This is a genomic window from Streptomyces coeruleofuscus, assembly GCF_039532725.1.
Taxonomy (GTDB): Bacteria; Actinomycetota; Actinomycetes; order Streptomycetales; family Streptomycetaceae; genus Streptomyces; species Streptomyces coeruleofuscus.
Genome location: NZ_BAAASE010000006.1, coordinates 270773 through 296187 on the forward strand (window position 1 = coordinate 270773; position 25415 = coordinate 296187).

Sequence of the window (25415 nt, forward strand, 5' to 3'; positions counted from 1 at the left end):
ACAAGGCAAACTGGCGTGGTTGCTCAGGATGTCTAGGGGGACTGCATGGACGGTGTACCGGACGGTGTACCGCGCGTACCGGAGCAGCGGCGTTCCGACTCCTCGGCCGAGCCGCCGAGGTCGGCGGAGTCGGCGGAGACGGGGGGATCGACAGAGCGGGCGGCGCTGCGTTTCAGTGTGCTCGGACCGGTGCGCGCCTGGCGTGGCGACGAGCCCCTCACCACCGGTTCTCCCCAGCAGCGCGCCCTGCTGGCCGCCCTGCTGCTGCGCGAGGGCCGTACGGCCACGGCCGCGGAGCTGATCGACGCCCTGTGGGGCGAGGAACCGCCCTCACAGGCCCTGGCGGCGCTGCGGACGTACGCCTCCCGTCTGCGCAAGGTGCTGGACCCCGGCGTCCTGGTCAGCGAATCCGGCGGCTACGCGATACGGGGACTGGGCGACGGCGCCCTGGACCTCGCCGTCGCCCAGGACCTGGCGACCGAGGCGGAGAAGGCGCGGTCGGCCGGCGACCTCTGCCACGCCCGTGAGGTGCTGCGGCGCGCCCTCGCCCTGTGGGACGGGGAGACGCTGGCCGGCGTACCGGGCCCGTACGCGGAGGCGCAGCGCGTCCGCCTGGAGGAGTGGCGGCTCCAGCTCGTCGAATCCCGGCTGGACATGGACCTGGAGCAGGGCTGCCACGCGGAGGCGGTCTCGGAACTCACCGCCCTCACCGCGGCCCATCCGCTCCGCGAGCGGCTGCGCGAACTGCTCATGCTGGCGCTGTACCGCAGCGGCCGCCAGGCCGAGGCCCTCGCGGTGTACGCCGACACCCGGCGCCTGCTCGCCGACGAACTGGGCGTGGACCCGCGCCCCGGCCTCAGCGAGCTGCAACAGCGGATCCTCCAGGCCGACCCGGGGCTCGCGGAGCCCTCCTCCCCGGCCCCCGAGCCCGCCTCGGTCCCGGTCCGCCCGGCGCAGCTGCCGGCTACGGTGCCGGACTTCACCGGACGCTCCGGCTTCGTCCGCGAGCTCGGCGACATCCTGGCCGCGGCCGGGAACCGGGTCATGGCGGTATCGGCCCTGGCCGGCATCGGCGGCGTGGGCAAGACGACCCTCGCGGTGCACGTGGCCCACCAGGCGCGCGGGGCGTTCCCGGACGGGCAGCTGTACGTCGACCTCCAGGGCGCGGGCGCCCGGGCGGCGGAGCCGGAGACGGTCCTGGGCTCGTTCCTGCGCGCCCTCGGCACGGCCGACACGGCGATCCCCGACTCCCTGGAGGAACGCGCGGCGCTGTACCGCTCGGTCCTGGCCGGCCGCCGCGTCCTGGTCCTGCTGGACAACGCCCGCGACGCCGCCCAGATACGCCCCCTGCTGCCCGGCACGGACGGCTGCGCCGCGCTGGTCACCTCCCGGGTGCGGATGGTGGACCTGGCGGGGGCCCACCTGATCGACCTGGACGTGATGGCGCCGGACGAGGCCCTGGCGCTGTTCACGAAGATCGTGGGCGAGGAGCGGGTGGCGTCCGAGCGGAAGGCCGCCCTGGACGTGGTCGCGGCCTGCGGCTTCCTGCCGTTGGCGATCCGCATCGCGGCCTCCCGCCTGGCGGCCCGCCGTACCTGGACGGTGTCGGTCCTCGCGGCGAAGCTCGCCGACGAGCGCCGTCGCCTGGACGAACTCCAGGCCGGAGACCTGGCGGTGAAGGCCACCTTCGAACTGGGCTACGGACAGCTGGAGCCCGCCCAGGCCCGCGCCTTCCGCCTGCTGGGCCTGGCCGACGGCCCGGACATCTCCCTCCCGGCCGCGGCGGCGATCCTCGACCTGCCCGTGGAGGACACCGAGGACCTCCTGGAATCCCTGGTGGACACCTCGCTGCTCGAGTCGGCCGCTCCCGGCCGCTACCGCTTCCACGATCTGGTACGGCTCTACGCGCGTGCCTGTGCGGAAAGGGACGAGCAGCCGCCGGGCGAGCGGGGGGCGGCGCTGTCGCGGCTGCTGGACTTCTATCTGGCGTCCGCGGCGGGGGTGTACGCGATCGAGCGGCCCGGTGACGGGCTGGTGGACCATCTGGAGCCGACCTCGTATCCGGGACTGCGGTTCGAGAACCGGCACACGGCGCAGGACTGGCTGTACGCGGAGGCCATCTGCCTCCTCGCGTGCGTGCGGCAGTCCGCCGGACATCCGGACACCCTCCCCCGGGCGATCGACCTGCTGTGGGCCGCGCACGACCTCTCCGAGTCGGGAGCCAACTCCAGGGAGTACGAGGCGACGGCCCAGACACTCCTGGAAGCGGCACGGCAGTTCGGCCTCGCACGCTCGGAGGCCCGGGCGCTCACGACGCTCGTCAACGTCCACCACGTCGGCGGCCGCTTCGAGCGGGCCGACCAGGAGGCAAAACGGGTCATCGTCCTCGCTCAGGAGGCCGACGACCTGCTTCCCGTCTGCTGGGCCCGCAACGCGCGCGGCATCATCGCGCTCTACCAGAACCGGCATGAGGACGGCGAGGAACACCTCTCCCGGGCCATCGAGCACTTCCGGGCCCTGGGCAACCGCCCCGGCGAGGCCTCCGCGCTCTGCAACCTGTCCCGGATCCACCTCGCGACCGGGCGCACCCAGAGCGCCGTCGCGCTGGCCCAGCAGGGCATCGACATCTACGACGCCATGGGAAACTCCATGCGCGGGGCGAACGCCCGCTACGCCCTCGGCCTCGCCCTCACGCAGAGCGGCGAGCTGGGCGACGCGGCCGGCCGGCTCCAGGAGGCACTGGAGGTGTTCCGCGACAGCAGGCAGCGCCTCTGGGAGGGCATGAGCCTGTTCCGGTTGGCCGAGGTGGATCTCGCCGCCCGGCGCCCCGCACAGGCCGCCGCCAACGCCGAGATGGCGCTCACCGTGCTGCGCGGCATCGGCGGGGACTGGCGGCGGGGCAACGTCCTCACCGTCCTCGGCCGCGCGCTCAGCGGCATAGGACAGACCGGCCGGGCCCAGGTGTGCTGGCAGGAAGCGGCGGCGATCTACGAGGAGCTGGGCTCGCCCGAGGCCGCCGAGGTGCGGGCGCTGCTGTCCCCGGCACGGGCGGCCTGAGGCCTGGCGCGCCCGCGTTCATCATTCGTTTATCGCTCCGCGCCATGCTTGAAGCAGTCGATCCGTCGCGTCGGGGGGCAGACGGGTCACTGCGCAGGGCCGCGCACCGCCGAACTAGGGTGAGCGGCCCGGGCGGGCCCGCCCGGTCACCCTCGGGGGAGTGACCGGGCGGGTCCGCCGACCTCACTGCTTGATCCATGCCAAGGGGAGTTGACGATCATGGGCGACGAGCTCAAGCCGCAGGACCTGCACGCCACGGGCGGCACGGACGGCGAGGCCTCGACGGAGGACCTGCACGCCACGGAAGAGGGCGCCGTGAAGACGCAGGACCTGCACGCCACCGGTGAGCCGCTGGAGACCAAGGACCTGCACGCCACGTCGGAGCCCTTCAAGCCGACCAAGTAGGCGACCGCACAGATGGGGGAAGCAAGCCATCTCCACACGGGGATCGGCCGCGGCGGCGCGGAGGGGGAGCCGTCGCGGCCGAAGTGTGTCCGGAAGCGGGGGCGTTCGCTACAACGGAGCGACCTTGACACCCGGCCCGCAGAGCTTGCCCATGTCGTTCTCGTCGGACGTGAAGAGCATCACGCCTCCGGGCTGCCGGCCCGCGATGACGGCCAGGGCCGCGTCGATGGCGTACTTGTGGCCGTGCAGGCCCGTGTCCTGGAGCAGGACGACGGCCGCGTCGGCGACCTCCCGCGTCACGGGCTCCACCACGACACACGACATCGCCCACGCCCAGGCGGCACGCTGTACCCGACCCTGATACGCCTCGATCAGCGTCATGGAGCTGGTCACGACGCGGATGCCGGAGCGATGGGCGTCCTTCAGCCGCGCGAGCATCGCCCGGTCACCCAGCACGGCGCGCGACAGCGCCTCGCAGTCCAGCACATAGCAGGACGGCCGCATCAACTCGCCTTCCGGTGCTGCTCACCCTGCTCCGCGAAGTGGCTCTCCAACTCTTCGCGCTCGGCTTCGGCCGACGCCAGCTCGTCGTCGGTGACGGGGCCGTGCTCCCCCTCCAGCCACGCCACCAGCTCACCGAGCCGGTCCTGCTCCCGCTGACGCTGGATGGCCCGCGTGACATAGGCACTGAAGCCGCCGGACCCGACCTCCTGCCGGATCTCCTCGGCGAGCTCCTCCGGGAGGGTCACGGTGTACTTCTTCGTTGCCATACCGTTCACCATGCCGGGGTCGGAGGGGCTCGGCCCGGTGGCGTGCGCCGCCGCTCCGGGCGCGCGATAGTAGGTCCGGAACGATCACGATCGGCCCGACCCCGAAGGCGGTCCCATGCCCGGTGAGCAACCGCAGACGTACGAGACCCTCGACGAGCGCTTCCGCACCGGCCGGTGCCAGGCAGGGGACTCGCGGCTGGAGACGTTGTTCGACGGGTGCCGGTGGGCCGAGGGGCCGGTGTACGTGCCGGCCGGGCGGTATCTGCTGTGGAGCGACATCCCGAACGACCGGCTGCTGCGGTGGGACGAGACCACCGGGTCCGTCGGGGTGTTCCGCTCGCCCGCCGGGTATCCCAACGGCAACACCCTGGACGGCCAGGGCCGGCTCATCACCTGCGAGCAGGGCAACCGGCGGGTGACCCGGACCGAGCACGACGGCTCGGTCACCGTGATCGCCGAGCGGTTCCGGGGGAAGCGGCTCAACAGCCCGAACGACGCCGTCGTCAGGTCCGACGGGTCGGTGTGGTTCTCCGATCCCGAGTTCGGGATCGCGACCGACTACGAGGGGCACCGCGCGGAGAGCGAGATCGGCGCCCGGAACGTGTACCGGGTGGACCCCGGCAGCGGCGAGGTGCGCGTGGCCGCCGAGGGGTTCCAGGGTCCGAACGGGCTGGTGTTCTCCCCCGACGAGCGCAAGCTGTACGTGTCGGACAGCCTGGCCAACCACATCCGTGTCTTCGACGTCCGGCCGAACGGCACGCTGTCCGGCGGCGACGTCTTCGCCGAGTGCCGCAGCGGCAACTTCGACAACATCCGGTTCGACGACGCGGGACGTCTGTGGGCCGCCGCCCTGCACGGCGGTGTGCACTGTTACGACCCCGACGGCACGCTCCTCGGCCGCGTCCTGGTGCCCGGCACCGTCGCCAACATCCGGTTCGGCGGCGCCCGGCGCAACCGGATGTTCATCGCCGCCGACAGCACCCTCTACTCCCTCGTCATGTCCGTCACCGGGACCCCGCCGCTGCCGTCGGTCAGCCGCTGAGGAGGCCCTCGCGCAGCGCTCCCTTGACGACCTTTCCGCTCGCGTTGCGGGGCAGCTCCGCCACGAACTCCACCGTCCTCGGGACCTTGTAGTTGGCCATCTCCCTGCGGGACCAGGCGATCAGGTCGTCCGCCGTCACGAGAGCGCCCGGCCGCCGGACGACGTACGCCCTGCCGACCTCGCCCAGCCGGGCGTCGGGGACGCCGATCACCGCGACGTCCGCCACGTCCGGGTGCAGGCCCAGGAGTTGCTCTATCTCCGCGGGGTAGGCGTTGAAGCCGCCGACGATGAACATGTCCTTGAGGCGGTCGGTGATGCGCAGGTTGCCCGCGGCGTCCAGGACGCCGACGTCGCCCGTGCGCAGCCAGCCGTCCTCCGACAGCACCTCGGCGGTGGCCGCCTCGTCCTCGTAGTAGCCGGTCATGACGTTGAAGCCGCGGACCAGGACCTCGCCGGGGGTGCCGGGCTCCAGGGGCTCGCCCCGGGAGTTCACGACCCGTACCTCCGTGCCGGGGATCGCGCGGCCCGACGTCGAGGCGATCACCGTCGGGTCGTCGCCGCGCCGGCACATCGTGACGACGCCGCCTGCTTCGGAGAGGCCGTAGGCCGTCAGGACCGTGCCGACGCCGAGTTCCCCGCGCAGCCGCTCGACGAGTCTCAGCGGCACCACCGCCGCTCCCGTCACCACCAGACGCAGTGCCGACAGGTCGTGCGCGTCCCGCGCCGGGTGGTCCAGGAGGGCCTGGAGGAGGGTCGGCGGGCCGGGCAGCACGGAGACCCGTTCCGCCGCGATGTTGGCCAGGACCGTGGTCACGTTGAACACCGGCTGGGGGATCATCGTCGCGCCCCGCGTCAGGCAGGCGATCACCCCGGCCTTGTAGCCGAAGGTGTGGAAGAACGGGTTGACGATGAGGTAGCGGTCGCCCCGGGTCAGGCCCGCCAGCTCGCTCCAGATGTCGTACGCCCGAAGCGTCTGCGCATGGGTGATGACGGCGCCCTTCGGGCGGCCCGTCGTGCCTGAGGTGAAGATGAGGTCCGAGGGCCCCAAGCCGTCGACCGCGTCCGCCCTCGCCCGCACCTGTGCCGTCCCGACCGCCTCTCCGCTCGCCAGGAAGTCCTTCCAGGTGAGGAAGTCCGCCGGGGCGTCCTCCGAGAGGACCACCACCTGCTCCAGGGCCGGCAGACCAGGCAGTGGTCCGGAGCCGGGGCCCTGCCCCGCCGCTCTGCGCAGCGACGCCACGTACGACGTGCCGAGGAACGTGCCCGTCACGAACAGCAGCCGCGCCCCGCTGCGGCGCAGGACGTCCGCCGCCTCCGCGCCCTTGAACCGGGTGTTCAACGGCACGAGCACCGCACCCGCCGAGACCGCGCCCAGGGCGCTGACGATCCAGTCGAGGGTGTTCGGCGCCCAGATGCCGACCCGGTCGCCCGGCCGGGTGCCGTGCGCCAGGCAGGCCGCCGCCGCGCGCTCCACGCGGGCGCCCAGCTCCGCGTAGGTGATCCGGGTGCGGCCCTCGACGACCGCCTCGGCGTCCGCGTACCGCTCGGCCGCCGTCCGCACCAGGCCCGGGATGCTTCCCCACTCCGTATCCGCTCGCACAGCGCGCCTCCCGAAGGCATAGGAGCTGACTGACCGTCAGATTATCGGTAACCTGACGACCTGTCAGCGACCGTTCGGCCCCGGAGGTGCGGCAGCATGCCAGCAGGATCGGGCGGCCTCAAGGACGCCACCGCCATCGTCGGCATAGGCCAGACACCCTTCGCCAAGCGGCTCCCCGAGGACGAGCGCACCCTCGCCTGCCGTGCCGTCCTGGCCGCCCTCGACGACGCCGGGATCGCGCCAGGCGAGGTCGACGCCCTCGCCTCCTACACGATGGAGGAGACGGACGAGGTCGAGCTGGCGAAGGCCTGCGGCTTCGGGGACCTCACCTTCTTCAGCAAGGTCGGCTACGGAGGCGGCGGTTCGTGTGCCACCGTCGCCCATCTCGCCGCCGCCGTCGCCACCGGGCAGGCCGACGTCGGCGTCGCCTGGCGCTCGCGCAAGCGGGGCAGCGGCCCCCGGCCGTGGACCAGCACCGCCGTCCAGCTGCCGACACCGGCCCAGTGGACCCGGCCGTTCGGGCTGCTCAGGCCGGTCGACGAGATCGCCATGCTCGCCCGCCGCTACCTGCACGAGTACGGGGCCACCCGCGATCACCTGTTCAACGTCGCCCTGGCCTGCCGGAACCGCGCCAACCAGAACCCCGCCGCGATCATGTACGACCGGCCCCTCACCCGCGAGATGTACATGACGTCCCGCTGGATCAGCGAGCCCCTGTGCCTTTTCGACAACTGCCTGGAGACGGACGGGGCGCTGGCCTGTGTCGTCGTCTCCGCCGAGCGTGCCCGGGACTGCCGCCGGAAACCCGTCTACGTCCATTCCGCCGCCCAGTCGCTCCCCGCCCAGCACCACGGCATGGTCAACTACTGGAACGACGACCCCCTCACCGGACCGGCCTGGACCGCCGCCCGGCACCTGTGGAAGCACTCCGACCTGACGCCCCAGGACGTGGACGTCGCCCAGATCTACGACGCCTTCACGCCCCTGGTCCTGCTGTCCCTGGAGGGCTACGGCTTCTGCGGGCGGGGCGAGGGCGGGGCGTTCACCGAGGGCGGGGCGCTGGAGATCGGCGGGACGCTGCCCGTGAACACCGGCGGGGGCGGGCTGTCCGAGGCCTATGTGCACGGCTTCAACCTCGTCAACGAAGGGGTGAAGCAGTTGCGCGGGACCAGCACCGCGCAGGTGCCGGGCGCGTCGGCCTGCCTGGTCACGGCGGGTGAAGGAGTGCCCACCTCCGCCCTTCTGCTGAGGAGTTGAGATGCTGCGTCCCGTCACCGACACCGACGGCGCCCCCTTCTGGGAGTACGCCGCCCGGGGTGAGCTCCGCGTCCAGGCCTGCGCCGGCTGCGGTGAACTCCGCTTCCCGCCCCGGCCCTGCTGCCCGCACTGCCAGTCCTTCGAGGCCGAGTGGCGCCGGGTGTCCGGCCGGGGCCGCGTCTGGTCGTACGTCGTTCCGCACCCGCCGCTGCTGCCCGGCTATGCCGAACTGGCGCCGTACAACGTGGTCGTCGTCGAGCTCGACGAGGCGCCGCGCATCCGGCTCGTCGGCAACCTCGTCGCCGGGCCCGGCGACCCGGTCAACTCCCTGGCCACGGACCGTCTCCGGATCGGCGCCCGGGTGCGGGCCGTCTTCGACGACGGGCTTCCCCGGTGGGTTCCGGAGCGGTCATGAGCAGTGTGCTGGTGAGTGCCGACGAGGAGAGCGGGGTCGCGGTCGTCACCCTGAACCGGCCGGACCGGCTCAACGCCGTCGATCTGGAGATGGCCGGAGAACTCGCCCGGACGTGGCGGGAGTTGCGGTTCGACGACTCCGTGCGGGCCGTCGTCCTCACCGGCGCCGGTGAGCGTGCCTTCTGTACGGGCATCGACCGGGACGCCGTCGTGCCGCAGCCGAGCTCGCCGTACGCGCAGGACGATCCGCTGCTCGGCATCGGGCCCAAGGCGAACGACCTGTGGAAGCCGGTCGTCGCCGCCGTGCGCGGGATGGCCTGCGGGGGTGCCTTCTACCTGCTCGGGGAGGCGGAGTTCGTGGTCGCCGACACCACCGCCGCCTTCTTCGACCCGCACACCACCTACGGCATGGTCAGCGCCTACGAGTCCGTCCTCATGGCGCAGCGCATGCCGTACGGGGAGGTCGCGCGGATGGCGTTGATGGGGACGGCGGAGCGGATCTCCGCGCGGCGGGCGTACGAGGTCGGACTGGTGTCGGAACTCGTCGCCGAGGGCGAGGCGTTGAGAACTGCGCGCGCGTGCGCCGCCGTGATCGCCGGGTATCCGACCGAGGCCGTGCAGGGGACCGTGCGGGCGCTGTGGGCCGCGAGTGAGGCGGGGCGGTCCCGGGGCGTCGCACAGGCGCCGCACCTGATCGCGCTCGGGAACACGGCGGGTGAGGAGCAGGCCCGGCTGTTCTCGGGACGGCGGCGGGAGTACCGGTTGCGTTGACGCCGGTTGCACGGACGTACCGGTTGCGGCAGAAAATCGTTTACCCGTACACACGTATGCTCGACGGGTGGTTGAGCATCGGATGATCGACGTGAACGGCATACGGCTGCACATCGCGGAGCAGGGCGAGGGCCCGCTCGTGGTGCTGCTGCACGGGTTCCCGGAGTCCTGGCACTCCTGGCGGCACCAGTTCGGGCCGCTGGCCGAGGCCGGTTTCCGGGTGGTCGCGCCCGACCAGCGCGGATACGGGCGCAGCGATCACCCCGAGGACGTCGAGGCGTACAGCATCCTCCACCTGGTGGGAGACGTGGTCGGGCTGGTCCACGCGCTGGGCGAGGAGCGGGCGTTCGTCGTCGGGCACGACTGGGGAGCGCCGGTGGCCTGGCACACCGCGCTGCTGCGGCCGGACGTGGTGCGCGGGGTGGCGGGGCTGAGCGTGCCGCCGCCGTTCCGTGGCGGGCAGCCGCCGCTCCAGACGATGCGGGAGCGGTTCGAGGGGCGCTTCTACTGGAACTACTTCGAGCAGCCCGGGGTCGCCGAGGCCGAGTTCACCGCCGACACCCGCGCCGCCCTGCGCAAGCTGCTGTACTCCGCCTCCGGTGACGCCCCGGGCGCCGGACGCCCCGAGCAGGCCCTGGTCGACCCGGAGCGCGGTTGGCTGGCGGACGCGCCCGACCCCGAGGTGCTGCCCGGCTGGCTGACCGAGGAGGACCTCGACGCCCTCACCGACAGCTACGCGCGGGGCTTCACCGGCGCGCTCAACTGGTACCGCAACCTGGACCGCAACTGGGAGCTGACCGCCCCCTGGCAGGGAGCGGTCGTGTCCGCGCCCGCGCTGTACGTGTACGGCGACCGGGACCTGGTCCCGGCCTTCCCCGGCACGCCCGAACTGATCGAGACGCTCCCCGAGTTGATGCCGAACCTGCGCCGGAAGCCGCTCGTGCTGCCGGGCTGCGGCCACTGGACGCAGCAGGAGCGGCCGGCCGAGGTGAACGAGGCGCTGCTCGACTTCCTGACGGAGCTGCGCGACTGAAGTGCCGGCAGTCCCGGCCCCGTTCAGTCGTCTCAGTCGTCGACGAGGGCCTGGCGGTCGACCTCGCAGTGGTCGACCGAGTCCACCAGGCCCGGGGCGCCCACCTCGACCTCGACGGTCGCCTTGCCCTGGGCGGGGACCGTGACGTCCGCGTAGCGGTCGACGACGGTGATGCCCCGGGCGTCCTCGAAGGTCACCGAGACGGAGAACGTGGCCTTGCGGCCGTTGGGGTTGCCGACCTCGACGGTCGCGTGGGGGGAGGCGGGGGTCGCGCAGGTCACCAGCTTCGCCGTGCCGTCCCGCAGGGCCTTGCCGGAGCCGGACGAGGACGTCGGCGTGGAGCCGTAGTGCGGCCTGCGGTTGTACGAGCCGCCGCCGCTGGTTCCGTGGTCATCGTCGTCATCGGAACCGTAGGAACCGCCCGAGCCGCCCGAGCCGTACGAACCGCCGCCCGACGTCGACGACCTCGAACTGTCGTGGTCCTGGCTGGAGCTGCTGCACCTGCCCCCTCCCCCGCCACCGCCGTGGCTGCCGCCGCGGCCCCGGCCCGTCGAGAAGCCGGTCAGTGCCAGTACCACCAGGACCGACACCGCTGTGAACCTGAGCCCGCGCCCCCGTATCCGCATGGCGGACAGCCTAGTGATCACCTGTCACGGTCATGTCACCGCGAGGCGACCGGCGCGTGCCCGAAGCCATCGGGCACGCGGCCGTCCCGGGCGCGTCACGCGGTGCGCGCCGTGCCCGTGCCCTTCTCCGCGTCCAGGGCGTACACGCAGCGGTCCTTGCTGCACGCGTACACCACTCCGTCCCGGACGACCGGGGAGCCGGTGATCTCGCCGCCGGTGGCGAGCTTCCAGCGGAGCCGGCCGTCGTCGGCCTTCAGGGTGTAGAGCAGGTGGTCGGTGGAGCCGAAGTGGATACGGCCCTCGGCCACCGAGGGGGCGCCCACGATGTCGCCGCCCGCCTGGAAGCGCCACTTGGGTGTGCCGGTGACCGAGTCGAGGGTGTAGAGGCCCTTGCCGCTGCCGACGTGGACGTGGCCGGCGGCGACCAGGACGGGGTCGACGGACGCCCGGGACTCGGTGGCGATGCGCCAGCGGTCGCGGCCGTCGGTGGCGTCGAGGGCGTAGACCGTGCCGAGGTAGTCGGCCAGGTAGATGCCCCCGCCGGTGACGGCCGGGCCGGGGACGAAGGTGGGCGGGGAGAGGAACGCGGCCGGGGCCTCGAAGTGCCACTTGACGTGCCCGGCGGCCACGTCGAGGGCGAGGACGCGGGTGCCGGCGCAGACGTAGACGTAGCCGTCGGTCGCCTGGGCGATCCGGACCGGGACGCCGCCGCAGGAGGCCGCGTCGCCGATGGGGTACGACCAGCGCTCGTCGCCGGTGCGGGCGTCCAGGGCGCGCAGCCGGGCGTCCTGCCACACGTAGACCGTGCCGTCGTGCAGGGCGGGTCCGGCCTCGGGGGACTCGAAGTCGCTCTGGCAGCCGGTGACCTCCCAGAGCTTCTGGCCGTTCGAGGCCTCCCAGCCCTGGACGCCGCCGCCCCGGGTGCCGGTGACGACCGTGCCGCGGCCGGCCTTGAGGGAGTAGACCCAGGCGTCCGTCTGGAGGCGCCACAGGTCGGCGCCCTCGCGGGCGTCGAGGGCGAACAGCGTGGGCCCGTCGGAGGCGTGGATGCGGCCGTCCGCGACCGCCATGGACCAGGCGACGTCCCGGGTCTTGAAGCGGCGGCGGCCGGTGGCCACGTCCAGCGCGTGCACCTCGAAGGAGGTGACGTAGACGAGGTCGCCGTCGACGGAGGGGGTGCCCCAGACGTCGTTCGACATGCGGAAGCGCCAGGGCCGCCAGCCGCTCGCCTGCTCGGGCGGCGCGGCCGGGGCCGGGGGCGCGGTGACGGCAGGGCCCACGGCGGGGTCCGCGCCGTTGACGCCGGGGCGGGGCTTGGACCAGGAGGCGGCGAGGGCGGCCTCCGGAGGGGGTGCCTTGACGGCGGCGGCACGGACGTCGGCGACGCGCGGGCCCGGGCCGATGGGCACCTGGGCGCCGGCCAGCCGGACGGGGCCGGTGTCGGGTCCGCCGACAGGCGCGGGTGCGGGCGACGGTACGACGGGGTCGTGCGAGGGCGGGGGCGGGATGGGGGCGGGTCCCGGGGCGGGGCGTCCGCCGCCGCTGCGGCCGGCGCCGACGGGGGCGGGCTTGCCGGCCGGGCGGCCGTTGCGGCGGGTCTCGATCAGGCTCACCGCCCGCTCGGGCAGCCACGCGGAGGCCGTGCCGCTGTCGTCGGAGCCCGAGCCGAAGAGGTGGGGGGCCAGCTGGGCCTGGAGGTCGGCCGGGTTGGGGCGGGCCGTCGGGTCCATCTGCATACAGGACTCGATGAGCGGACGCAGCTCGTCCGGGAGGCCCTCCAGGTCCGGGCCCTCGCGCAGCAGCATGAAGACGGTCTCGACCGGGTTGGCGCCGTGGAAGGGCGGGTGTCCGGTCGCGGCGAAGACCAGCATGGAGCCCAGGGAGAAGACGTCGCTCGCGCCCGTGACGCTGCGGGAGTCCTTCGCCTGCTCGGGGGACATGTAGGCGGGTGTGCCGACGGCGACGTTCGTCATCGTCAAACGTGTGTTCGAAACGCCTGACGCGATACCGAAGTCGATCACCCGGGGGCCGTCCTCGACGACGAGGACGTTCGACGGCTTGAGGTCCCGGTGCACCAGCCCGGCACCGTGGATGGACTGGAGCGCCTCGGCCACGCCCGCCGCCAGCCAGCGCACCGCCTGGGCCGGGAGCGGCCCGCAGTCGTTCACTATTTCTTCGAGGGAGGGCGCGGGAACGTACGCGGTGGCCAGCCACGGCACGGCGGCGCGCGGGTCGGCGTCCACGACCGCGGCCGTGTAGAAGCCGGAGACGGCGCGCGCCGCCTCCACCTCACGCGTGAAGCGGACCCGGAACAGCTGGTCCTCGGCCAGCTCCGTCCGGACGGTCTTGATCGCCACGCGCCGGCCGGACGCCGAGCGCGCGAGATAGACCAGCCCCATGCCGCCGGCACCCAGCCGTCCCAGCACCTCGAACGGCCCGATCCGCCGCGGATCGTGCTGCGTCAGCTGATCCACCACTCTGCCTGCCACCTCCCCGTACGAGCCGCGCCAAGCCACATGTTCCACGCGACCCCGTGCAGCGTCTCACCACCGCACCGCCATGGCGGCACGCACCCCGATTCTTCCTGGCCGGAGCCGTGGTTGCGAACCCGGTGACAATTGGGGTGTCTCGGTACACAGGCGATCAAACAGTGACCAATCACTGCCCGATCTGCCCTGCTCAGCGGTGCAGCAGCGCGAAGGACGCCCCCTGATTGTCCGTGACGACGGCGACGGTGCCGTACGAGGCGTCGAAAGGCGGGGCCTGGATCCGGCCGCCGAGGCGGGTGACGTCCTCCAGCGCGGCCGGTACGTCCTCGACGGCGAAGTGGACGAGGAAGTGGGGCGGCATCTCGGCCGGGAACACGTCGGAGACGGGGGCGCGGCCGAAGTCCGGCTCGGCGTCGGGCCCGAACAGGGCCTCCTGGAAGAGGTCGCCGTAGAAAGCGTTGGCCGCCTCGGTGTCCCGTGCGTACAGCTCCGCCCAGGCGAAGGTGCCCGGCTCGTGCCGCCTGCCGAAGCCGGGGTGCCGGTCCGGCTGCCACAGGGCGAAGACGGCGCCCTCCGGGTCGGTGACGAGGGCGGTGACGCCCAGCTCGCCGGCCGGCACCGGCGACGAGACGACCTGCCCGCCGGCCGCCCGGACGCGCCGGGCCAGGGCCGCGGCGTCCGGGGTCGCGAAGTACACCGTCCAGACGGTGGGCAGCCGCCCGTCCATCTTGCGGACCAGCGCGGCCACGGGCTCACCGTCCTTCAGCGCCTGCGCGAAGGGGCCGAACCAGTCCTCGAAGGTCCACCCGAAAAGTTCACCGTAGAACCGTTTGCCCGCCTCGACGTCGGCAAGCTGCGCGTCCACCCAGCAGGGAACGCCCTCTGCGTACACCGATGCCCTGTTTTCGGCCATGCCGACAACGTAACCGCGACTGCCGCACCCCGCAGACCAGGCACACCAGCCCCCGCACTCCCTTACACCCCATTTGCAGTCGGCCGAATCGCGCCCCGATCACGCCTCGGTAAGCTGACGGCATGACAGGACAAGTGCGTACCGTCGACGGCCGCGTGGCCGGCCGGCGTGGGCAGGCGACCCGGCAGAAGCTGCTCGACTGCCTCAGCGAGATGCTCAGCTCCTCCCCTTACCGGGACGTCAAAGTCATCGATGTCGCCCGGAAGGCGGGCACTTCGCCCGCGACCTTCTACCAGTACTTCCCGGACGTCGAGGGCGCCGTACTGGAGATCGCCGAGCAAATGGCCGCCGAGGGCGCCACGTTGACCGAGCTCCTGGAGGGCCGTTCCTGGGCCGGCAAGGCCGGCTGGCAGACGGCACAGGAACTCGTCGACGGGTTCCTGGAGTTCTGGCGCAAGAACGACGCGATCCTCCGGGTCGTCGATCTAGGTGCCGCCGAGGGCGACAAGCGCTTCTACAAGCTCCGGATGAAGATCCTCAACTCGGTGAACAACTCCCTCGCGGACGCCGTCGCCGAGCTCCAGGCCAAGGGCAGGGTCGACAAGGACGTGAACCCGGCGGCCGTCGCCGGTTCGCTGGTCGCGATGCTCGCGGCCGTCGCCTCCCACCAGAAGGGCTTCTCCTCCTGGGGCGTGAAGCAGGCCGAACTGAAGCCCAACCTGGCGCTGTTGGTCCACCTGGGCGTCACGGGCAGGAAGCCGACGAAGTAACCCGGCCCGGCGCCCCCGGTCTTTTCCCGCACCCAAGTCCTGTCTGGCAGGCGGCGGTCCACCCGAGTGGACCGCCGCCTGTCGCGCTTCCTGCCGTGCCGATGTGCGCTTCCTACCGTTGCACGAGCCTGAACAACCGGATCTCCCGCTGCACCCGTGCCTGATACGCCGCGTACGGCGGCCAGAACTCCAGCACGGCCTCCCAGGCCGCTTCCCGTTCCGCCCTCTCCAGCAGCCGGGCCCTGACCGGGATGTCCTGGCCCTTCCAGCTGACGCGGGCGTCGGGATGCGCGAGCAGGTTGTAACTCCAGGCCGGGTGCCCCGGCCGCCCGAAGTTGGACCCGACGAGGATCCAGCTGTCCCCGTCCTCCTCCGGCATACAGGCCAGCGGCGTACGACGGGGCAGGCCGCTCTTCGCCCCCGTCGAGGTCAGCACCAGACCCGGCAGGAGGTGTGCGCTGAGCAGCACCTTTCCGCGCGTGAGCCGGTGCACGGCCCGGTCCAGGGCCGGGAAGACGTACGGTGCCACGCGCGCGAACCCCCGCGTGGCGGACACCGTCTGCACGAACCGCACGCTTCTCATCGGCCGGCCTCCTCGAGGACATGCGCCACGTCGGCGGCGTGCGCCCGCAGCCGGTGGACCGGCCCGAACAGCAGCTCGTCGCCCGCGGCGTGTTTGAAGTACAGGTGCACGTCGTGCTCCCAGGTGAAACCGGTACCACCGTGCGACTGGATCCCCTCGGCGGCGGCACCGCGCAGGGCCTGGAGCGCCTGCGCGAGGGCGAGGCCGCCCACCCGCTCCCCCTGGGCGGTGGCCCAGGCCGCGTAGTACGCCGCCGAGCGGGCCGCCTGCACCTGCACGTACACGTCGGCCAGCCGGTGCTTCACCGCCTGGAAGGAGCCGATCGGCCGCCCGAACTGCTCGCGCCGCCCGACGTACTCGACGGTGCGCTCCAGCACCCGGGCGGCGGCACCGACGGCCTCGGCGGCGAGACAGGCGGCGGCGGTGTCACCGAGCCGGGCGAGGGCGGGGAGGACATCGTCACCGCCACGACCCAACAACTCTCCTTCTACGTCTCGAAGTTGGAGGCGGGCTTGTGGACGGGTGGCGTCCAGCGCGGTCTGCCGTACGCGGGTGAGGCCGGCCGCGTCCCCGCGCACGAGGAAGAGCAGGACGCGGGAGCGGGCGAACCCGCCGGTGTGCGCGGCGACCACGAGCAGCCGGGCACTGTGCCCGTCGAGGACCTGGTCGACCTGCCCGTACAGCCGCCAGCCGCCGTCGGCCTGCCGGGCCTGCACGCCCCCGGCCCGCCCGCCGCCGGCCCACTCCCCGCGCGGGTCGTGGCCGGTGAGTCCGAGCGCGGTGGCGAGGGCGGGGCCCGGTACCGCGAGTGCCGCCGTGAGTGCCCCGGAGGCGATCCGCGGGAGCAGGTCGGCCCGCTGGGTGTCGGTACCGAGGGCGAGCAGCAGCGGGGCGGTGAGTACGGCCGTCGCGAGCAGCGGGGACGGGGCGAGGGCCCGGCCCGTCTCCTCGCAGGCGAGGGCCAGCTCGGTGACCGAGCAGCCGACACCGCCGTAGCCCTCGGGGAGGGCCAGTCCGGGCAGGCCGAGCTGTTCGGCGAGGGCGGTCCACAGGGCCGGGTCGTGCCCGGCCGGGGTGTCGACGGCGGCCCGCAGCTCCTCGGAGCCGCACCGCTTGTGGAGCAGTTCGCGCAGGGTGCGGCGGATCTCGTCCTGTTCGGCGGTGAAGCGGGCGTCCATGGGGGTACCACCTCCGCATCTGACGGTGCGTCATATTAGGGCGGAGGACCGGGGATGCCCAGAGTCCTTGCCGTGGTTGTGCGGAGCACTATCTGATGTACCGTCAGATTCATGGTTGCCCGGAGGAAAGTGGCCGTCGTCGGCGTGGCCCTCTCGGACTGCGGCCGCGTGGACGACGCGACCCCGTACGCGCTGCACGCCCAGGCGGCCCGCCGCGCCCTCGCCGACGCGGGCCTGGACCGCTCGCTGGTCGACGGCTTCGCCTCGGCGGGCCTGGGCACGCTGGCCCCGGTGGAGGTCGCCGAGTACCTGGGCCTGCGCCCCACCTGGGTCGACTCCACCTCCGTCGGCGGCTCCACCTGGGAGGTGATGGCGGCCCACGCGGCGGACGCGATCGCGGCCGGGCACGCGCGCGTGGTGCTGCTCGCCTACGGCTCGACGGCCCGCGCGGACGTCAGAGCGGGCCGCCGCACGGGGACGCTGTCCTTCGGCACGCGCGGCCCCCTCCAGTTCGAAGTCCCCTACGGCCACACCCTGATCGCCAAGTACGCCATGGCGGCCCGCCGCCACATGATCGAGTACGGCACGACGATCGAGCAGTTGGCGGAGGTGGCGGTCCAGGCCCGGGCCAACGCGGCCCTGAACCCGGAGGCGATGCTCCGCACTCCCGTCACGGTGGACGAGGTCCTGGCCGGCCCTATGATCGCCGACCCCTTCACCAAGCTGCACTGCTGCGTCCGTTCCGACGGCGGGGCCGCGGTGCTGCTGGCGGCGGAGGAGTACGTACGGGACTGCCGCACGTCCCCGGTGTGGGTGCTGGGGAGCGGGGAGCACGTCTCGCACGCCGCGATGTCCGAGTGGGCGGACTTCACGGTGTCCCCGGCGGCGGTGAGCGGACGGCTGGCCTTCGAGCGGGCGGGCGTACGGCCGGACGAGATGGACTTCGCGGAGATCTACGACGCGTTCACCTACATGACCCTGGTGACGCTGGAGGACCTCGGCTTCTGCGGGAAGGGCGAGGGCGGGGCGTTCGTGGAGAAGGGCCGGCTGCGGGTCGAGGGCGGGGAGCTTCCGGTGAACACCGACGGGGGTGGGCTGTCGGCTCAGCATCCGGGGATGCGGGGGCTGTTCCTGCTGGTGGAGGCGGTGCGGCAGTTACGGGGAGCGGGCGGGGAACGGCAGGTGCGGCGGCGTGGTGACGGATCACTGCCGCGGCTGGGGGTGGCGTCCGGGACGGGTGGGTGGTTCTGCTCGTCGGGGACGGTGGTGCTCGGGGTGTGACGATCCCGGCACTCGGCGATCGCCGCGCCTCCGGCCCACAGAGCAGTCCGATCTCCCCCCATTGGCCGTTCCCAGCCGCTCGGAGGAGTGGTTACGGTCCGGCCATGGACGAGCTGACCAGGATCTTCCACCGCGCCGCCGAGCACGCCGCCGCCTACCGCCGCTCGCTGCCCGAGCGGCCGGTGGCGCGGCCCGTCGACCACGCGGCCCTGCGCGCCGCGTTCTCCCGCCCCCTGAACCGCTCGCCCGCCGACCCGCTCACGGTGGTCGACGAGCTGGTGGCCGCCGCCGAGGACGGACTCGTCGCCACCGCCGGGCCGCGGTTCTTCGGGTTCGTCGTCGGCGGGGCGCTGCCCGCGGCCACCGCCGCGGAGATCCTGGCCGCCGGGTGGGACCAGAACGCCTTCAACGCCGCGCTCTCGCCCGCCGCGCTCGCCGCGGAGGAGGCGGCGGGCGGCCGGCTGAAGGACCTGCTCGGCATCCCCGCCACCGCGTCCACCGGGTTCGTCACCGGCGGGCAGGCGGCCAACACCGCGGGGCTCGCGGCGGCCCGGCAGCATCTGCTCACCGAGGCCGGCTGGGACGTCGGGCGCAAGGGGCTGGGCGGCGCCCCGCGGCTGCGGGTGGTCGTGGGCGAGGAGCGCCACGCCACCGTCGACCGCTCGCTGCGGCTGCTCGGCCTGGGCACCGACTGCCTGGAGACGGTCCGCACCGATGGACGCGGCGCCCTCGACACCGACGACCTGCGACGCGTGCTGGCGTCCGACCCGGGCACGCCGGCGATCGTGTGCGCCCAGGCCGGCAACGTGAACACCGGCGCCTGCGACGACCTCCGTACCGCCTGCGACCTCACCCACGCCCACGGCGGCTGGGTGCACGTCGACGGCGCCTTCGGGCTGTGGGCGGCCGCGAGCCCGGCGACGCGCCACCTCGTCGACGGCGTCGAGCTGGCCGACTCCTGGGCCTGCGACGGCCACAAGTGGCTGAACGTGCCCTACGACTGCGGCTACGCCTTCTGCTCCCGCCCCGCCGTCCACGCCGACGCCCTGTCGTACACCGCCTCCTACCTCACCCGCGCCGACGGCACTGCGGCCGGCGGCGCCGACTTCACCACCGAGTCCTCCCGCCACGCCCGCGGCTTCGCCACCTGGGCGGCGCTGCGCGAACTCGGCCGTGACGGCGTCGCCGCGCTCGTGGACCGCTGCTGCCTGCTCGCCCGCCGCTTCGCCGACGGCCTGTCCGCGGCGGGCTACGAGGTGGTCAACGACGTGGTGCTCAACCAAGTCCTCGTCGGCTTCGGCGACGACGCCCGCACCGACCACGTCGTGCAGGCCGTGCAGAACGACGGCACCTGCTGGATGGGCGCCACCACCTGGCGCGGCCGACGGCTGATGCGCATCTCGGTGTCCGGCCACAGCACGACGGAGGCCGACGTCGACCGGTCGATCGCGGCGATCGTGCGGCTGGCCCGGGCGTCGTGATGGGGGGCGGGCCGCTTTGCGAGGGGACTGACACCCGCGAAGTGACCCTGTCCTGCCCCCACTGCGGCGACCACACGGTGACCGAACTGCAAGAACCGGTCGCTCGCCGCTGAGTGCCGTAACCGCTCCAGGTCTTGTTGCCGCCACTCACCTGACGTACCGTCAGATTCCTGTCTCGGGCGGCGGCGACGCGGGAGCATGGGCATGGACACGATCTGGCTCACCGGAGCGGAATGGCTGGCCGTGCTGCGGATCGGGCTCGGGCTGTGGTGGCTGGAGAGCTGGCGGCACAAGGACCGCAAGGCCTGGTTCCAGAGGGGCACCGGTATCGCGTGGGCGGCCGGAATAGCCGCCGAGCACCGCTGGAGCGCCGTGCGTTCGGGCTTCGACAGGGTCGTCGCGCCCCACCCGCGTGCGATGGCGTACGTCGTCGTCCACGCGGAACTCGCGCTGGGACTGGGCCTGATCACCGGCTTCCTCACCCCGGTCGCCCTGGCCGGCGGATTCCTCCTCAACGCCCTCTACTTCACCCTCATGATCCACGAGGTCGCCGAGCAGGGGCAGAACTCGATGATGGCGCTGATGTCGGTGGTCGGGCTGTTCGGAATGTCCTGGCAGACCTGGTCGCTGGACAGCGCGCTGGGGCTGTTCTGATGACAGGGCGTTCCGACCTGCCCGAACCGGACGCCTTCACCCGGACGTACTGGGAGGCGGCAGCCGAGGGCCGGCTGCTGATCCGCCGCTGCCGGGCCTGCGGACGGGCCCACCACTACCCGCGCGAGTTCTGCCCCCACTGCTGGAGCGAGGACGTCGTCTGGGAGCCCGCGAGCGGCCGCGCCACCCTCTACACCTGGTCCGTCGTCCACCGCAACGACCTGCCGCCCTTCGCGGATCGCACCCCGTACGTCGCCGCCGTCGTCGACCTCGCCGAGGGGCCGCGGATGATGACGGAGGTCGTGGGGGCGGGGGAACCGCCGACGGGGGAACCACCGGCCGGGGAACTGTCCGCCGGGGCGGAACTGGAGGTCGCGTTCCGGGAGGGCATCCCGGTGTTCCGGGTCGTGCCGGGCACGGCCGGCGGGTGAACGGCACCGCCCCACGCGCTTGAATGGCCCCATGGCCCCCATACGCGACCGGTCCCTGACCGGCCCCCTCCCGGAAATCCACGGCCGCGGCCTCCGTCTGCGCCCCTGGGACGCCACGTCCGGCTCCGATGTCGAGACATGGCTGCGCGGCATGCGGGACGCGGAGTTCCGGCGCTGGAACACCCCGCTCAGGCTGGTCACCGACCGGACGAGCGCCCGGGAGTCGCTGCACGCGCGGGCACAGAGCGCGGCGGAGGGCACGTCCGTGTCGTTCCGGGTCGCGGACGCCCGCAGCGACACGGCTCTGGGCCACGTCGGCGTCAACGAGATCAAGTACCACCTGAAGGTCGCCCGCGTCGGCTACTGGGTGCTCCCCGAGGCCCGCGGCCAGGGCGTCGCCACCCGGGCCCTCCTGCTCGCCGCCCACTGGGCCCTCACCGAACTCGGCCTGTACCGGCTGGAACTGGACCACGCCGTCGGCCACGACGCCTCCTGCCGGATCGCCGAGCGGTGCGGATTCGCGTACGAGGGAACCCTGCGCGGGGCGATCTTCGCGGAGGGCCGGCACGACGCGTTCCGGGACGCCCACCTGCACGCCCGGCTGGCGACGGATCCGGAACCGGACGCGGGAGCGGATACGGAACCGAAGCCGGACGCGGGCCGAGAGTCCAGGGCGTAATTCGGAGGTGCCGACCGGGCCCCGGGCGGCACGATGGGGCATGCGCACCGACGACTGGCACCTCACCCGGGACCTCGACACCTTCCTGACCCGAGCCGGAGCCTTCCTCCACTCCCAACCCGGTCTGCATACCCTCCCGTTGACCGTCACGGAGAACCTGCGCAGGCGCGGCCCGCACATCTACGGCGACGGAGTGCCGGAGTTCGGCCTGCTGGAACACGACGGCGCGGTCCGGGCGACGTTCTTCCGCACACCACCGCACCGGCTGAACCTCACCGTCCTGACGGCCGAGGAGGCCGATGTGCTGGCCGCACGGCTGGCCGCCCTCGGGCAGCGCCTGCCCGGCGTGCACGCCGACCGCGACACCGCCACCGCGTTCGCCGAGGCCTGGCAGCGGCACACGGGCGCCACGGCCACCCTCCGAGAGCGCAACCGGCTCTACCGGCTCGGCACCCTGACCGTGCCCCGTCCCCTGCCGCCCGGCGGTCCCCGCGTCGCCGGTGAGGCGGACCGGGAGCAACTCGTCCGCTGGCACGACGAGTTCGTCGCAGCCGTCGGCTCGGGCGTCTTCCGGGACACCGCCGAGTGGGCGGACACCCGCATCGAGCAGGGCGGCATCACGTTCTGGGAGACGCCCGACGGCACCCCCGCCGCCATGGCCGGAACGACCCCTCAGGTCGCCGGCCAGATCCGCGTCGCCCCGGTCTACACCCCGCCCCACCTCCGCGGCCGCGGCTACGCGGGCGCCGCCACGGCCGAGGTCAGCCGCGCCGCCCTGGCCGCCGGAGCGCGGGAGGTGCTCCTCTTCACGGACCTGTCGAACCCGACCAGCAACGGCCTGTACCAGCGGATCGGATACCGGCCCGTGGCGGACTTCGCGGTCTACGACTTCACGGGGCGGTCCGCGCCCGCTTGACCTTGACACCGTGACAAGGCCTTCACTGTGCCGAGGAGGTGGTCCCGATGAGCATGGCGAAACAGGACACGGATACGGTTCGCGGTCTCCGGGGGCTGGAGGACAGCAGCTCGTCGGTGCGGCTGCGGGCGGCGCTGGCGGTCGGCACGGCCCCCGACCCGCGGTTCATCGGCAAGCTCATCGAACGATGCGCGATCGAGCCGGAGTTCCACGTCCGTGAAATGCTCACGTGGGCGCTCACCCGCCACCCGGCGTCGATGACGGTCCCGGGGCTTGTCGACGAACTCCGCTCGGAGCGTGCGCAGGCACGGAGCCAGGCGTTGCACACGCTGTCCAAGATCGGAGACCGGCAGGCGTGGCCGGCGATCACGCGGGCGCTGCTGGCCGACGCCGACGACGAGGTGGCGCGGAGCGCCTGGCGAGCGGCGGTCGTTCTCGTGCCCGACGGTGAAGAGGCGGGACTGGCCGGAGTGCTGATGACGCAGCTCGGGCGCGGCGAACGGGAGACGCGGTTGAGTCTCAGCCGGGCGCTGATCGCGCTGGGTGAGGTGATCATGCCGATCCTGCGCGCGGCGATGACGGATGCCGACCCTCGTGTGCGTGCGCACGCGATCGCCACGGAACGGCTGTCGCGCGACCCGGATGCCGGATTCGAGTTCGCGGTCGAGGAGGCGAAGCGCGTCGTGGCGCTCGGCCCGGCCGGCCAGGAGGAGTGACAGGCAGTGTTGATCGGTGAGGTGGCACGGCGGTCCGGGGTCAGTGCCCGCATGCTCAGGCACTACGACTCGCTCGGGCTGGTGCGGCCGACGGGCCGTACCGGCGCCGGCTATCGCGAGTACTCCAGCGAGGACATCCGGCGGATCTTCCACATCGAGAGCCTGCGGTCGCTGGGGCTGTCGCTGCGTGACGTCGGGCGCGCGCTCGACGACCCCGGCTTCACGCCCTCGGAACTCGTCGACGACCTCGCCCGCCGGACGCGAGAACGCATCGCGGCCGAGACGGAGCTGCTCACGCGCCTCCGCCGGATCGGTGCGGCGGAGCCCGCCGGCTGGGAGGACGTCCTCCAGATCGTCGCCCTCCTCCAGGCGTTGGGCTCGAAGAGCGCCGGGACGCGCCAGCGTGCGGCCCTGTCCTCGGTCGACGAGGTCCCGGTGCCGGTGGAAGCACTGGTCGAGGCAGCGCTGAGCGAGACGGACCCGAACGTCGCCGGGGCCCTGCGGTGGGCCTTGGCGCAGTCGGGCGAGGCCGGACTGGCGCTGCTGGTGGAGGGCCTGGGCTCGCCGGCGGCCGAGGTGCGGAAGCGTGCCGTCCAGTCCATCGCCGAGATTCCGGACGGCAAGGCGACCGCACTGCTGCGGGACGCCCTCGCGCACTCCGACATCGTGGTCCGCAGATATGCGGCTGTGGCGCTCGGGGCACGTGGAGTGGCCGACGCGGTCCCCACGCTCATCGGCATGATCGTCGAGGAGGCGAACGACGTCGACGCGGCCGACGCACTGAGCGCGCTGGCGAGTCGTCCGGCGTCGGCGGATCAGATCGCCGCCGGGCTCGTCGACCGCCTCGCCGACGGCACCGTCGGACCGTCCGCACGTCGACGGCTGACGCAGGCGCTCGCGGACATCCCGGGAAGCACGGCGTCACGTGCCCTCGAAGACCTGTCGCATGACGAAGACCGTGCCGTCGCGCTCACCGCGGCCTACATTCTCCGGCTACGCGACAGCCGGTAATCCGCGGTCCATTCACGGCCACAGCAGTTCCCGTGTCCACCCTTCCTCCGTGCTCCGGTAGCGGAGCCGTACGTGCCGCCGCGCCTCGTCCCCCTGGAAGAACTCCACCTCCTCCGGCCGCAGCCGGTAGAGGGTCCAGGACGGTACGGGAGCCTCCGGCTCGCTCCGGGCCCGTTCCCACGCCGATTCCGAGGCCCGCGCCATCTCCTCCACCGAGTCCAGGATCTCGCTCTGGCGGCCGGTAAGTGCCGCGGCCAGCGCGCCCGTCGAGCGGGCGTGCAGGTCGCCCTGGGCCTCCTCGGACGGGGCCGCCGACACCGGGCCGCGGACCCGTACCTGCCGGCCCAGGACCGGCCAGTAGAAGCAGAGGGCGGCGTACGGGCGGGCGGTGAGGTGGCGGCCCTTGCGGCTGCCGGCGTGGGACGCGAAGGACCAGCCGGTCTCGTCGGCGCCGTGCAGCATGACGATCCGTACGTCGGGCAGGCCGGCCTCGTCGGAGGTCGCCAGCGACACGGTGTGCGGCTCGGTCTGCCCGGCCGCCACCGCCGCCGCGAACCACTCGGCGAAGAGGGTCAGCGGGGCGGCGGGAGCGGTCGTCGGGTCGAAGGAGGGGAGTCGCGTGACCTGCGGGTCCCAGACCCGCAGTGACCTCAGCAGCTCGTGAAGATCCGTTGCCATTCCCCGATTGTCACCCCGGCGCGCTCCTCACACCTGCCCGAGGTCCGACGACACCCATCGCTCCGGCCGCATCCGCAGCACCAGTTGTTCCCCGTGGTTCTTCCAGGCGAAGTCGACGTAGCCGTCGACCTTGTCGGCCGGCAGGTAACGCGCCGAGAGCTCGCGGAGCTGGTCGACGGTGGCGGGGGCCGTGTCGACGACTGGGCCCTCGACCGACACGTACCGGATCGTCGGCTCCAGCCGGTCCACCATCAGCGAGAACCGGCCCGCCGCGCTGATCAGCTCGTTCTTGCGGGAGTCGAGGCCGGTCATGATCCAGATGTCGCCGCCGGGCTCGTACTGGTACCAGATCGGCACGGTCAGCGGCGCGCGGCCCGGGCCCGCGTCGACCGCCAGCGCGGCGATGTGCGGCTCGGCCAGGAACTGTTCGCGCTCTTCACGGGTCAGGGCCATTCCGGTCTCCTTCGCGGGGCGTTCCGGTCTCCATCGGCGTCCTCTCAACACTGCCTGCACAGCCGGGTGTTCCCGTGCGGGCAGCCCACAGGTCAAGACTGATCACCAGCTCGCCACAACCAGGCCCTCCACCCCACCGGCTCCGCCCCGTCCTCCCACAGCCGTGATCAATCCGAAACCAATTCCGGTCTTGACCGAGACCCATCA

The 25415-nt window shown here is 72.9% G+C and carries 26 protein-coding genes; 16 read left to right on the forward strand and 10 right to left on the reverse strand.

Annotation, left to right across the window (positions count from 1 at the left end; all coding sequences use genetic code 11):
* Nucleotides 1–45: 45 nt before the first annotated feature.
* Together afsR and ABFX81_RS24700 are read left to right on the forward strand one after the other, a co-directional pair.
* On the forward strand, nt 46–3057 hold the full coding sequence (gene afsR / locus ABFX81_RS24695) for an SARP-family global regulator AfsR (RefSeq protein ID WP_086850177.1): 3012 nt from the start codon (nt 46–48) through the stop codon (nt 3055–3057).
* 219 nt (nt 3058–3276) lie between these two features.
* On the forward strand, nt 3277–3462 hold the full coding sequence (locus ABFX81_RS24700) for a hypothetical protein (protein WP_086850175.1): 186 nt from the start codon (nt 3277–3279) through the stop codon (nt 3460–3462).
* A 108-nt stretch (nt 3463–3570) separates the two neighbouring features.
* On the opposite strand, the gene ABFX81_RS24705 is transcribed toward ABFX81_RS24700, so the two are convergent.
* Both ABFX81_RS24705 and ABFX81_RS24710 read right to left on the reverse strand, forming a co-directional pair.
* Complete coding sequence (locus ABFX81_RS24705; protein ID WP_086850174.1) at nt 3571–3966, reverse strand: hypothetical protein; 396 nt, start codon at nt 3964–3966, stop codon at nt 3571–3573.
* Nucleotides 3966–4232: a hypothetical protein gene (locus ABFX81_RS24710; protein WP_086850172.1), complete on the reverse strand. Its 267-nt coding sequence runs from the start codon at nt 4230–4232 to the stop codon at nt 3966–3968. Before ABFX81_RS24710 ends, ABFX81_RS24705 begins: the two co-directional genes overlap by 1 nt.
* 115 nt (nt 4233–4347) lie before the next feature.
* Here ABFX81_RS24710 and ABFX81_RS24715 point away from each other — a divergent pair, with 115 nt between their 5' ends.
* Entirely contained in the window at nt 4348–5274 is a 927-nt protein-coding gene (locus ABFX81_RS24715; RefSeq protein WP_086850171.1) for an SMP-30/gluconolactonase/LRE family protein, read from the forward strand.
* On the opposite strand, the gene ABFX81_RS24720 is transcribed toward ABFX81_RS24715, so the two are convergent.
* Nucleotides 5264–6874 (reverse strand): FadD3 family acyl-CoA ligase, encoded by a 1611-nt coding sequence (locus ABFX81_RS24720; protein ID WP_086850169.1) that lies wholly within the window; start codon nt 6872–6874, stop codon nt 5264–5266. The two genes, ABFX81_RS24715 and ABFX81_RS24720, sit on opposite strands and share 11 nt — an antisense overlap.
* A gap of 96 nt (nt 6875–6970) precedes the next feature.
* Between ABFX81_RS24720 and ABFX81_RS24725 the strand changes: the two genes are divergently transcribed.
* The 4 genes from ABFX81_RS24725 to ABFX81_RS24740 all read left to right on the forward strand — a co-directional run bounded on the left by ABFX81_RS24725 (nt 6971) and on the right by ABFX81_RS24740 (nt 10349).
* Nucleotides 6971–8131: a lipid-transfer protein gene (locus tag ABFX81_RS24725; RefSeq protein ID WP_346138673.1), complete on the forward strand. Its 1161-nt coding sequence runs from the start codon at nt 6971–6973 to the stop codon at nt 8129–8131.
* Between the two features lies 1 nt (nt 8132).
* Nucleotides 8133–8546 (forward strand): Zn-ribbon domain-containing OB-fold protein, encoded by a 414-nt coding sequence (locus ABFX81_RS24730; protein WP_346138674.1) that lies wholly within the window; start codon nt 8133–8135, stop codon nt 8544–8546.
* A complete protein-coding gene (locus ABFX81_RS24735; protein WP_086846425.1) occupies nt 8543–9316 on the forward strand; it encodes an enoyl-CoA hydratase-related protein in 774 nt (257 codons plus the stop codon). The genes ABFX81_RS24730 and ABFX81_RS24735 overlap by 4 nt, the downstream gene beginning before the upstream one ends.
* An 82-nt stretch (nt 9317–9398) precedes the next feature.
* Nucleotides 9399–10349: an alpha/beta fold hydrolase gene (locus tag ABFX81_RS24740; RefSeq protein WP_346138753.1), complete on the forward strand. Its 951-nt coding sequence runs from the start codon at nt 9399–9401 to the stop codon at nt 10347–10349.
* Nucleotides 10350–10381: 32 nt separating this feature from the next.
* Here the strand turns inward: ABFX81_RS24740 and ABFX81_RS24745 are convergent, their stop codons facing one another.
* From ABFX81_RS24745 to kbpA, 3 genes are all read right to left on the reverse strand, one after another.
* The gene (locus ABFX81_RS24745; protein ID WP_346138675.1) at nt 10382–10975 is read right to left on the reverse strand and encodes a hypothetical protein; all 594 of its coding nucleotides are present in this window, start codon (nt 10973–10975) and stop codon (nt 10382–10384) included.
* A 95-nt stretch (nt 10976–11070) separates the two neighbouring features.
* Nucleotides 11071–13452: a protein serine/threonine kinase AfsK gene (afsK, locus tag ABFX81_RS24750; RefSeq protein WP_346138676.1), complete on the reverse strand. Its 2382-nt coding sequence runs from the start codon at nt 13450–13452 to the stop codon at nt 11071–11073.
* Between the two features lie 202 nt (nt 13453–13654).
* Nucleotides 13655–14377 (reverse strand): AfsK-binding protein KbpA, encoded by a 723-nt coding sequence (kbpA, locus tag ABFX81_RS24755; RefSeq protein ID WP_086849930.1) that lies wholly within the window; start codon nt 14375–14377, stop codon nt 13655–13657.
* A 134-nt stretch (nt 14378–14511) separates the two neighbouring features.
* Between kbpA and ABFX81_RS24760 the strand changes: the two genes are divergently transcribed.
* Nucleotides 14512–15147 (forward strand): TetR family transcriptional regulator, encoded by a 636-nt coding sequence (locus ABFX81_RS24760; protein WP_086849932.1) that lies wholly within the window; start codon nt 14512–14514, stop codon nt 15145–15147.
* Nucleotides 15148–15259: 112 nt separating this feature from the next.
* On the opposite strand, the gene ABFX81_RS24765 is transcribed toward ABFX81_RS24760, so the two are convergent.
* Nucleotides 15260–15730, reverse strand: a complete 471-nt coding sequence (locus ABFX81_RS24765; RefSeq protein ID WP_086849934.1) for a nitroreductase family deazaflavin-dependent oxidoreductase — start codon at nt 15728–15730, stop codon at nt 15260–15262.
* A complete protein-coding gene (locus ABFX81_RS24770; RefSeq protein WP_086849936.1) occupies nt 15727–16908 on the reverse strand; it encodes an acyl-CoA dehydrogenase family protein in 1182 nt (393 codons plus the stop codon). Before ABFX81_RS24770 ends, ABFX81_RS24765 begins: the two co-directional genes overlap by 4 nt.
* A 111-nt stretch (nt 16909–17019) precedes the next feature.
* Here ABFX81_RS24770 and ABFX81_RS24775 point away from each other — a divergent pair, with 111 nt between their 5' ends.
* The 8 genes from ABFX81_RS24775 (at nt 17020) to ABFX81_RS24810 (ending at nt 24077) form a co-directional block, all read left to right on the forward strand.
* Nucleotides 17020–18189 carry a thiolase C-terminal domain-containing protein gene (locus ABFX81_RS24775; RefSeq protein ID WP_346138677.1) on the forward strand — a complete coding sequence of 390 codons (1170 nt, stop codon included), beginning with the start codon at nt 17020–17022 and terminating at the stop codon, nt 18187–18189.
* Between the two features lie 104 nt (nt 18190–18293).
* Nucleotides 18294–19670: a pyridoxal phosphate-dependent decarboxylase family protein gene (locus ABFX81_RS24780; protein ID WP_346138678.1), complete on the forward strand. Its 1377-nt coding sequence runs from the start codon at nt 18294–18296 to the stop codon at nt 19668–19670.
* A 204-nt stretch (nt 19671–19874) separates the two neighbouring features.
* Complete coding sequence (locus ABFX81_RS24785) at nt 19875–20324, forward strand: DoxX family protein (protein WP_086853286.1); 450 nt, start codon at nt 19875–19877, stop codon at nt 20322–20324.
* Nucleotides 20324–20755: an OB-fold domain-containing protein gene (locus tag ABFX81_RS24790; RefSeq protein WP_086853284.1), complete on the forward strand. Its 432-nt coding sequence runs from the start codon at nt 20324–20326 to the stop codon at nt 20753–20755. Before ABFX81_RS24785 ends, ABFX81_RS24790 begins: the two co-directional genes overlap by 1 nt.
* 31 nt (nt 20756–20786) lie before the next feature.
* Complete coding sequence (locus ABFX81_RS24795; RefSeq protein ID WP_086853282.1) at nt 20787–21434, forward strand: GNAT family N-acetyltransferase; 648 nt, start codon at nt 20787–20789, stop codon at nt 21432–21434.
* Between the two features lie 40 nt (nt 21435–21474).
* Nucleotides 21475–22350 (forward strand): GNAT family N-acetyltransferase, encoded by an 876-nt coding sequence (locus tag ABFX81_RS24800; RefSeq protein WP_086853280.1) that lies wholly within the window; start codon nt 21475–21477, stop codon nt 22348–22350.
* A gap of 47 nt (nt 22351–22397) precedes the next feature.
* Nucleotides 22398–23066 carry a HEAT repeat domain-containing protein gene (locus tag ABFX81_RS24805; RefSeq protein WP_086853277.1) on the forward strand — a complete coding sequence of 223 codons (669 nt, stop codon included), beginning with the start codon at nt 22398–22400 and terminating at the stop codon, nt 23064–23066.
* Between the two features lie 6 nt (nt 23067–23072).
* The gene (locus ABFX81_RS24810) at nt 23073–24077 is read left to right on the forward strand and encodes a HEAT repeat domain-containing protein (protein ID WP_086853275.1); all 1005 of its coding nucleotides are present in this window, start codon (nt 23073–23075) and stop codon (nt 24075–24077) included.
* 12 nt (nt 24078–24089) lie between these two features.
* Here the strand turns inward: ABFX81_RS24810 and ABFX81_RS24815 are convergent, their stop codons facing one another.
* The gene (locus tag ABFX81_RS24815; RefSeq protein WP_346138679.1) at nt 24090–24755 is read right to left on the reverse strand and encodes a pyridoxine/pyridoxamine 5'-phosphate oxidase; all 666 of its coding nucleotides are present in this window, start codon (nt 24753–24755) and stop codon (nt 24090–24092) included.
* Nucleotides 24756–24782: 27 nt separating this feature from the next.
* Nucleotides 24783–25208 (reverse strand): pyridoxamine 5'-phosphate oxidase family protein, encoded by a 426-nt coding sequence (locus ABFX81_RS24820; protein WP_346138680.1) that lies wholly within the window; start codon nt 25206–25208, stop codon nt 24783–24785.
* Nucleotides 25209–25415: the final 207 nt, after the last annotated feature.

Bases quoted from the DNA above. Each gene is read 5' to 3' on its own strand.
- afsR (WP_086850177.1), top strand. From the start codon at position 46: ATGGACGGTGTACCGGACGGTGTACCGCGCGTACCGGAGCAGCGGCGT.
- ABFX81_RS24700 (WP_086850175.1), top strand. From the start codon at position 3,277: ATGGGCGACGAGCTCAAGCCGCAGGACCTGCACGCCACGGGCGGCACG.
- ABFX81_RS24705 (WP_086850174.1), bottom strand. From the start codon at position 3,966: ATGCGGCCGTCCTGCTATGTGCTGGACTGCGAGGCGCTGTCGCGCGCC.
- ABFX81_RS24710 (WP_086850172.1), bottom strand. From the start codon at position 4,232: ATGGCAACGAAGAAGTACACCGTGACCCTCCCGGAGGAGCTCGCCGAG.
- ABFX81_RS24715 (WP_086850171.1), top strand. From the start codon at position 4,348: ATGCCCGGTGAGCAACCGCAGACGTACGAGACCCTCGACGAGCGCTTC.
- ABFX81_RS24725 (WP_346138673.1), top strand. From the start codon at position 6,971: ATGCCAGCAGGATCGGGCGGCCTCAAGGACGCCACCGCCATCGTCGGC.
- ABFX81_RS24730 (WP_346138674.1), top strand. From the start codon at position 8,133: ATGCTGCGTCCCGTCACCGACACCGACGGCGCCCCCTTCTGGGAGTAC.
- ABFX81_RS24735 (WP_086846425.1), top strand. From the start codon at position 8,543: ATGAGCAGTGTGCTGGTGAGTGCCGACGAGGAGAGCGGGGTCGCGGTC.
- ABFX81_RS24740 (WP_346138753.1), top strand. From the start codon at position 9,399: ATGATCGACGTGAACGGCATACGGCTGCACATCGCGGAGCAGGGCGAG.
- ABFX81_RS24745 (WP_346138675.1), bottom strand. From the start codon at position 10,975: ATGCGGATACGGGGGCGCGGGCTCAGGTTCACAGCGGTGTCGGTCCTG.
- kbpA (WP_086849930.1), bottom strand. From the start codon at position 14,377: ATGGCCGAAAACAGGGCATCGGTGTACGCAGAGGGCGTTCCCTGCTGG.
- ABFX81_RS24765 (WP_086849934.1), bottom strand. From the start codon at position 15,730: ATGAGAAGCGTGCGGTTCGTGCAGACGGTGTCCGCCACGCGGGGGTTC.
- ABFX81_RS24770 (WP_086849936.1), bottom strand. From the start codon at position 16,908: ATGGACGCCCGCTTCACCGCCGAACAGGACGAGATCCGCCGCACCCTG.
- ABFX81_RS24775 (WP_346138677.1), top strand. From the start codon at position 17,020: ATGGTTGCCCGGAGGAAAGTGGCCGTCGTCGGCGTGGCCCTCTCGGAC.
- ABFX81_RS24780 (WP_346138678.1), top strand. From the start codon at position 18,294: ATGGACGAGCTGACCAGGATCTTCCACCGCGCCGCCGAGCACGCCGCC.
- ABFX81_RS24785 (WP_086853286.1), top strand. From the start codon at position 19,875: ATGGACACGATCTGGCTCACCGGAGCGGAATGGCTGGCCGTGCTGCGG.
- ABFX81_RS24790 (WP_086853284.1), top strand. From the start codon at position 20,324: ATGACAGGGCGTTCCGACCTGCCCGAACCGGACGCCTTCACCCGGACG.
- ABFX81_RS24795 (WP_086853282.1), top strand. From the start codon at position 20,787: ATGGCCCCCATACGCGACCGGTCCCTGACCGGCCCCCTCCCGGAAATC.
- ABFX81_RS24800 (WP_086853280.1), top strand. From the start codon at position 21,475: ATGCGCACCGACGACTGGCACCTCACCCGGGACCTCGACACCTTCCTG.
- ABFX81_RS24805 (WP_086853277.1), top strand. From the start codon at position 22,398: ATGAGCATGGCGAAACAGGACACGGATACGGTTCGCGGTCTCCGGGGG.
- ABFX81_RS24815 (WP_346138679.1), bottom strand. From the start codon at position 24,755: ATGGCAACGGATCTTCACGAGCTGCTGAGGTCACTGCGGGTCTGGGAC.
- ABFX81_RS24820 (WP_346138680.1), bottom strand. From the start codon at position 25,208: ATGGCCCTGACCCGTGAAGAGCGCGAACAGTTCCTGGCCGAGCCGCAC.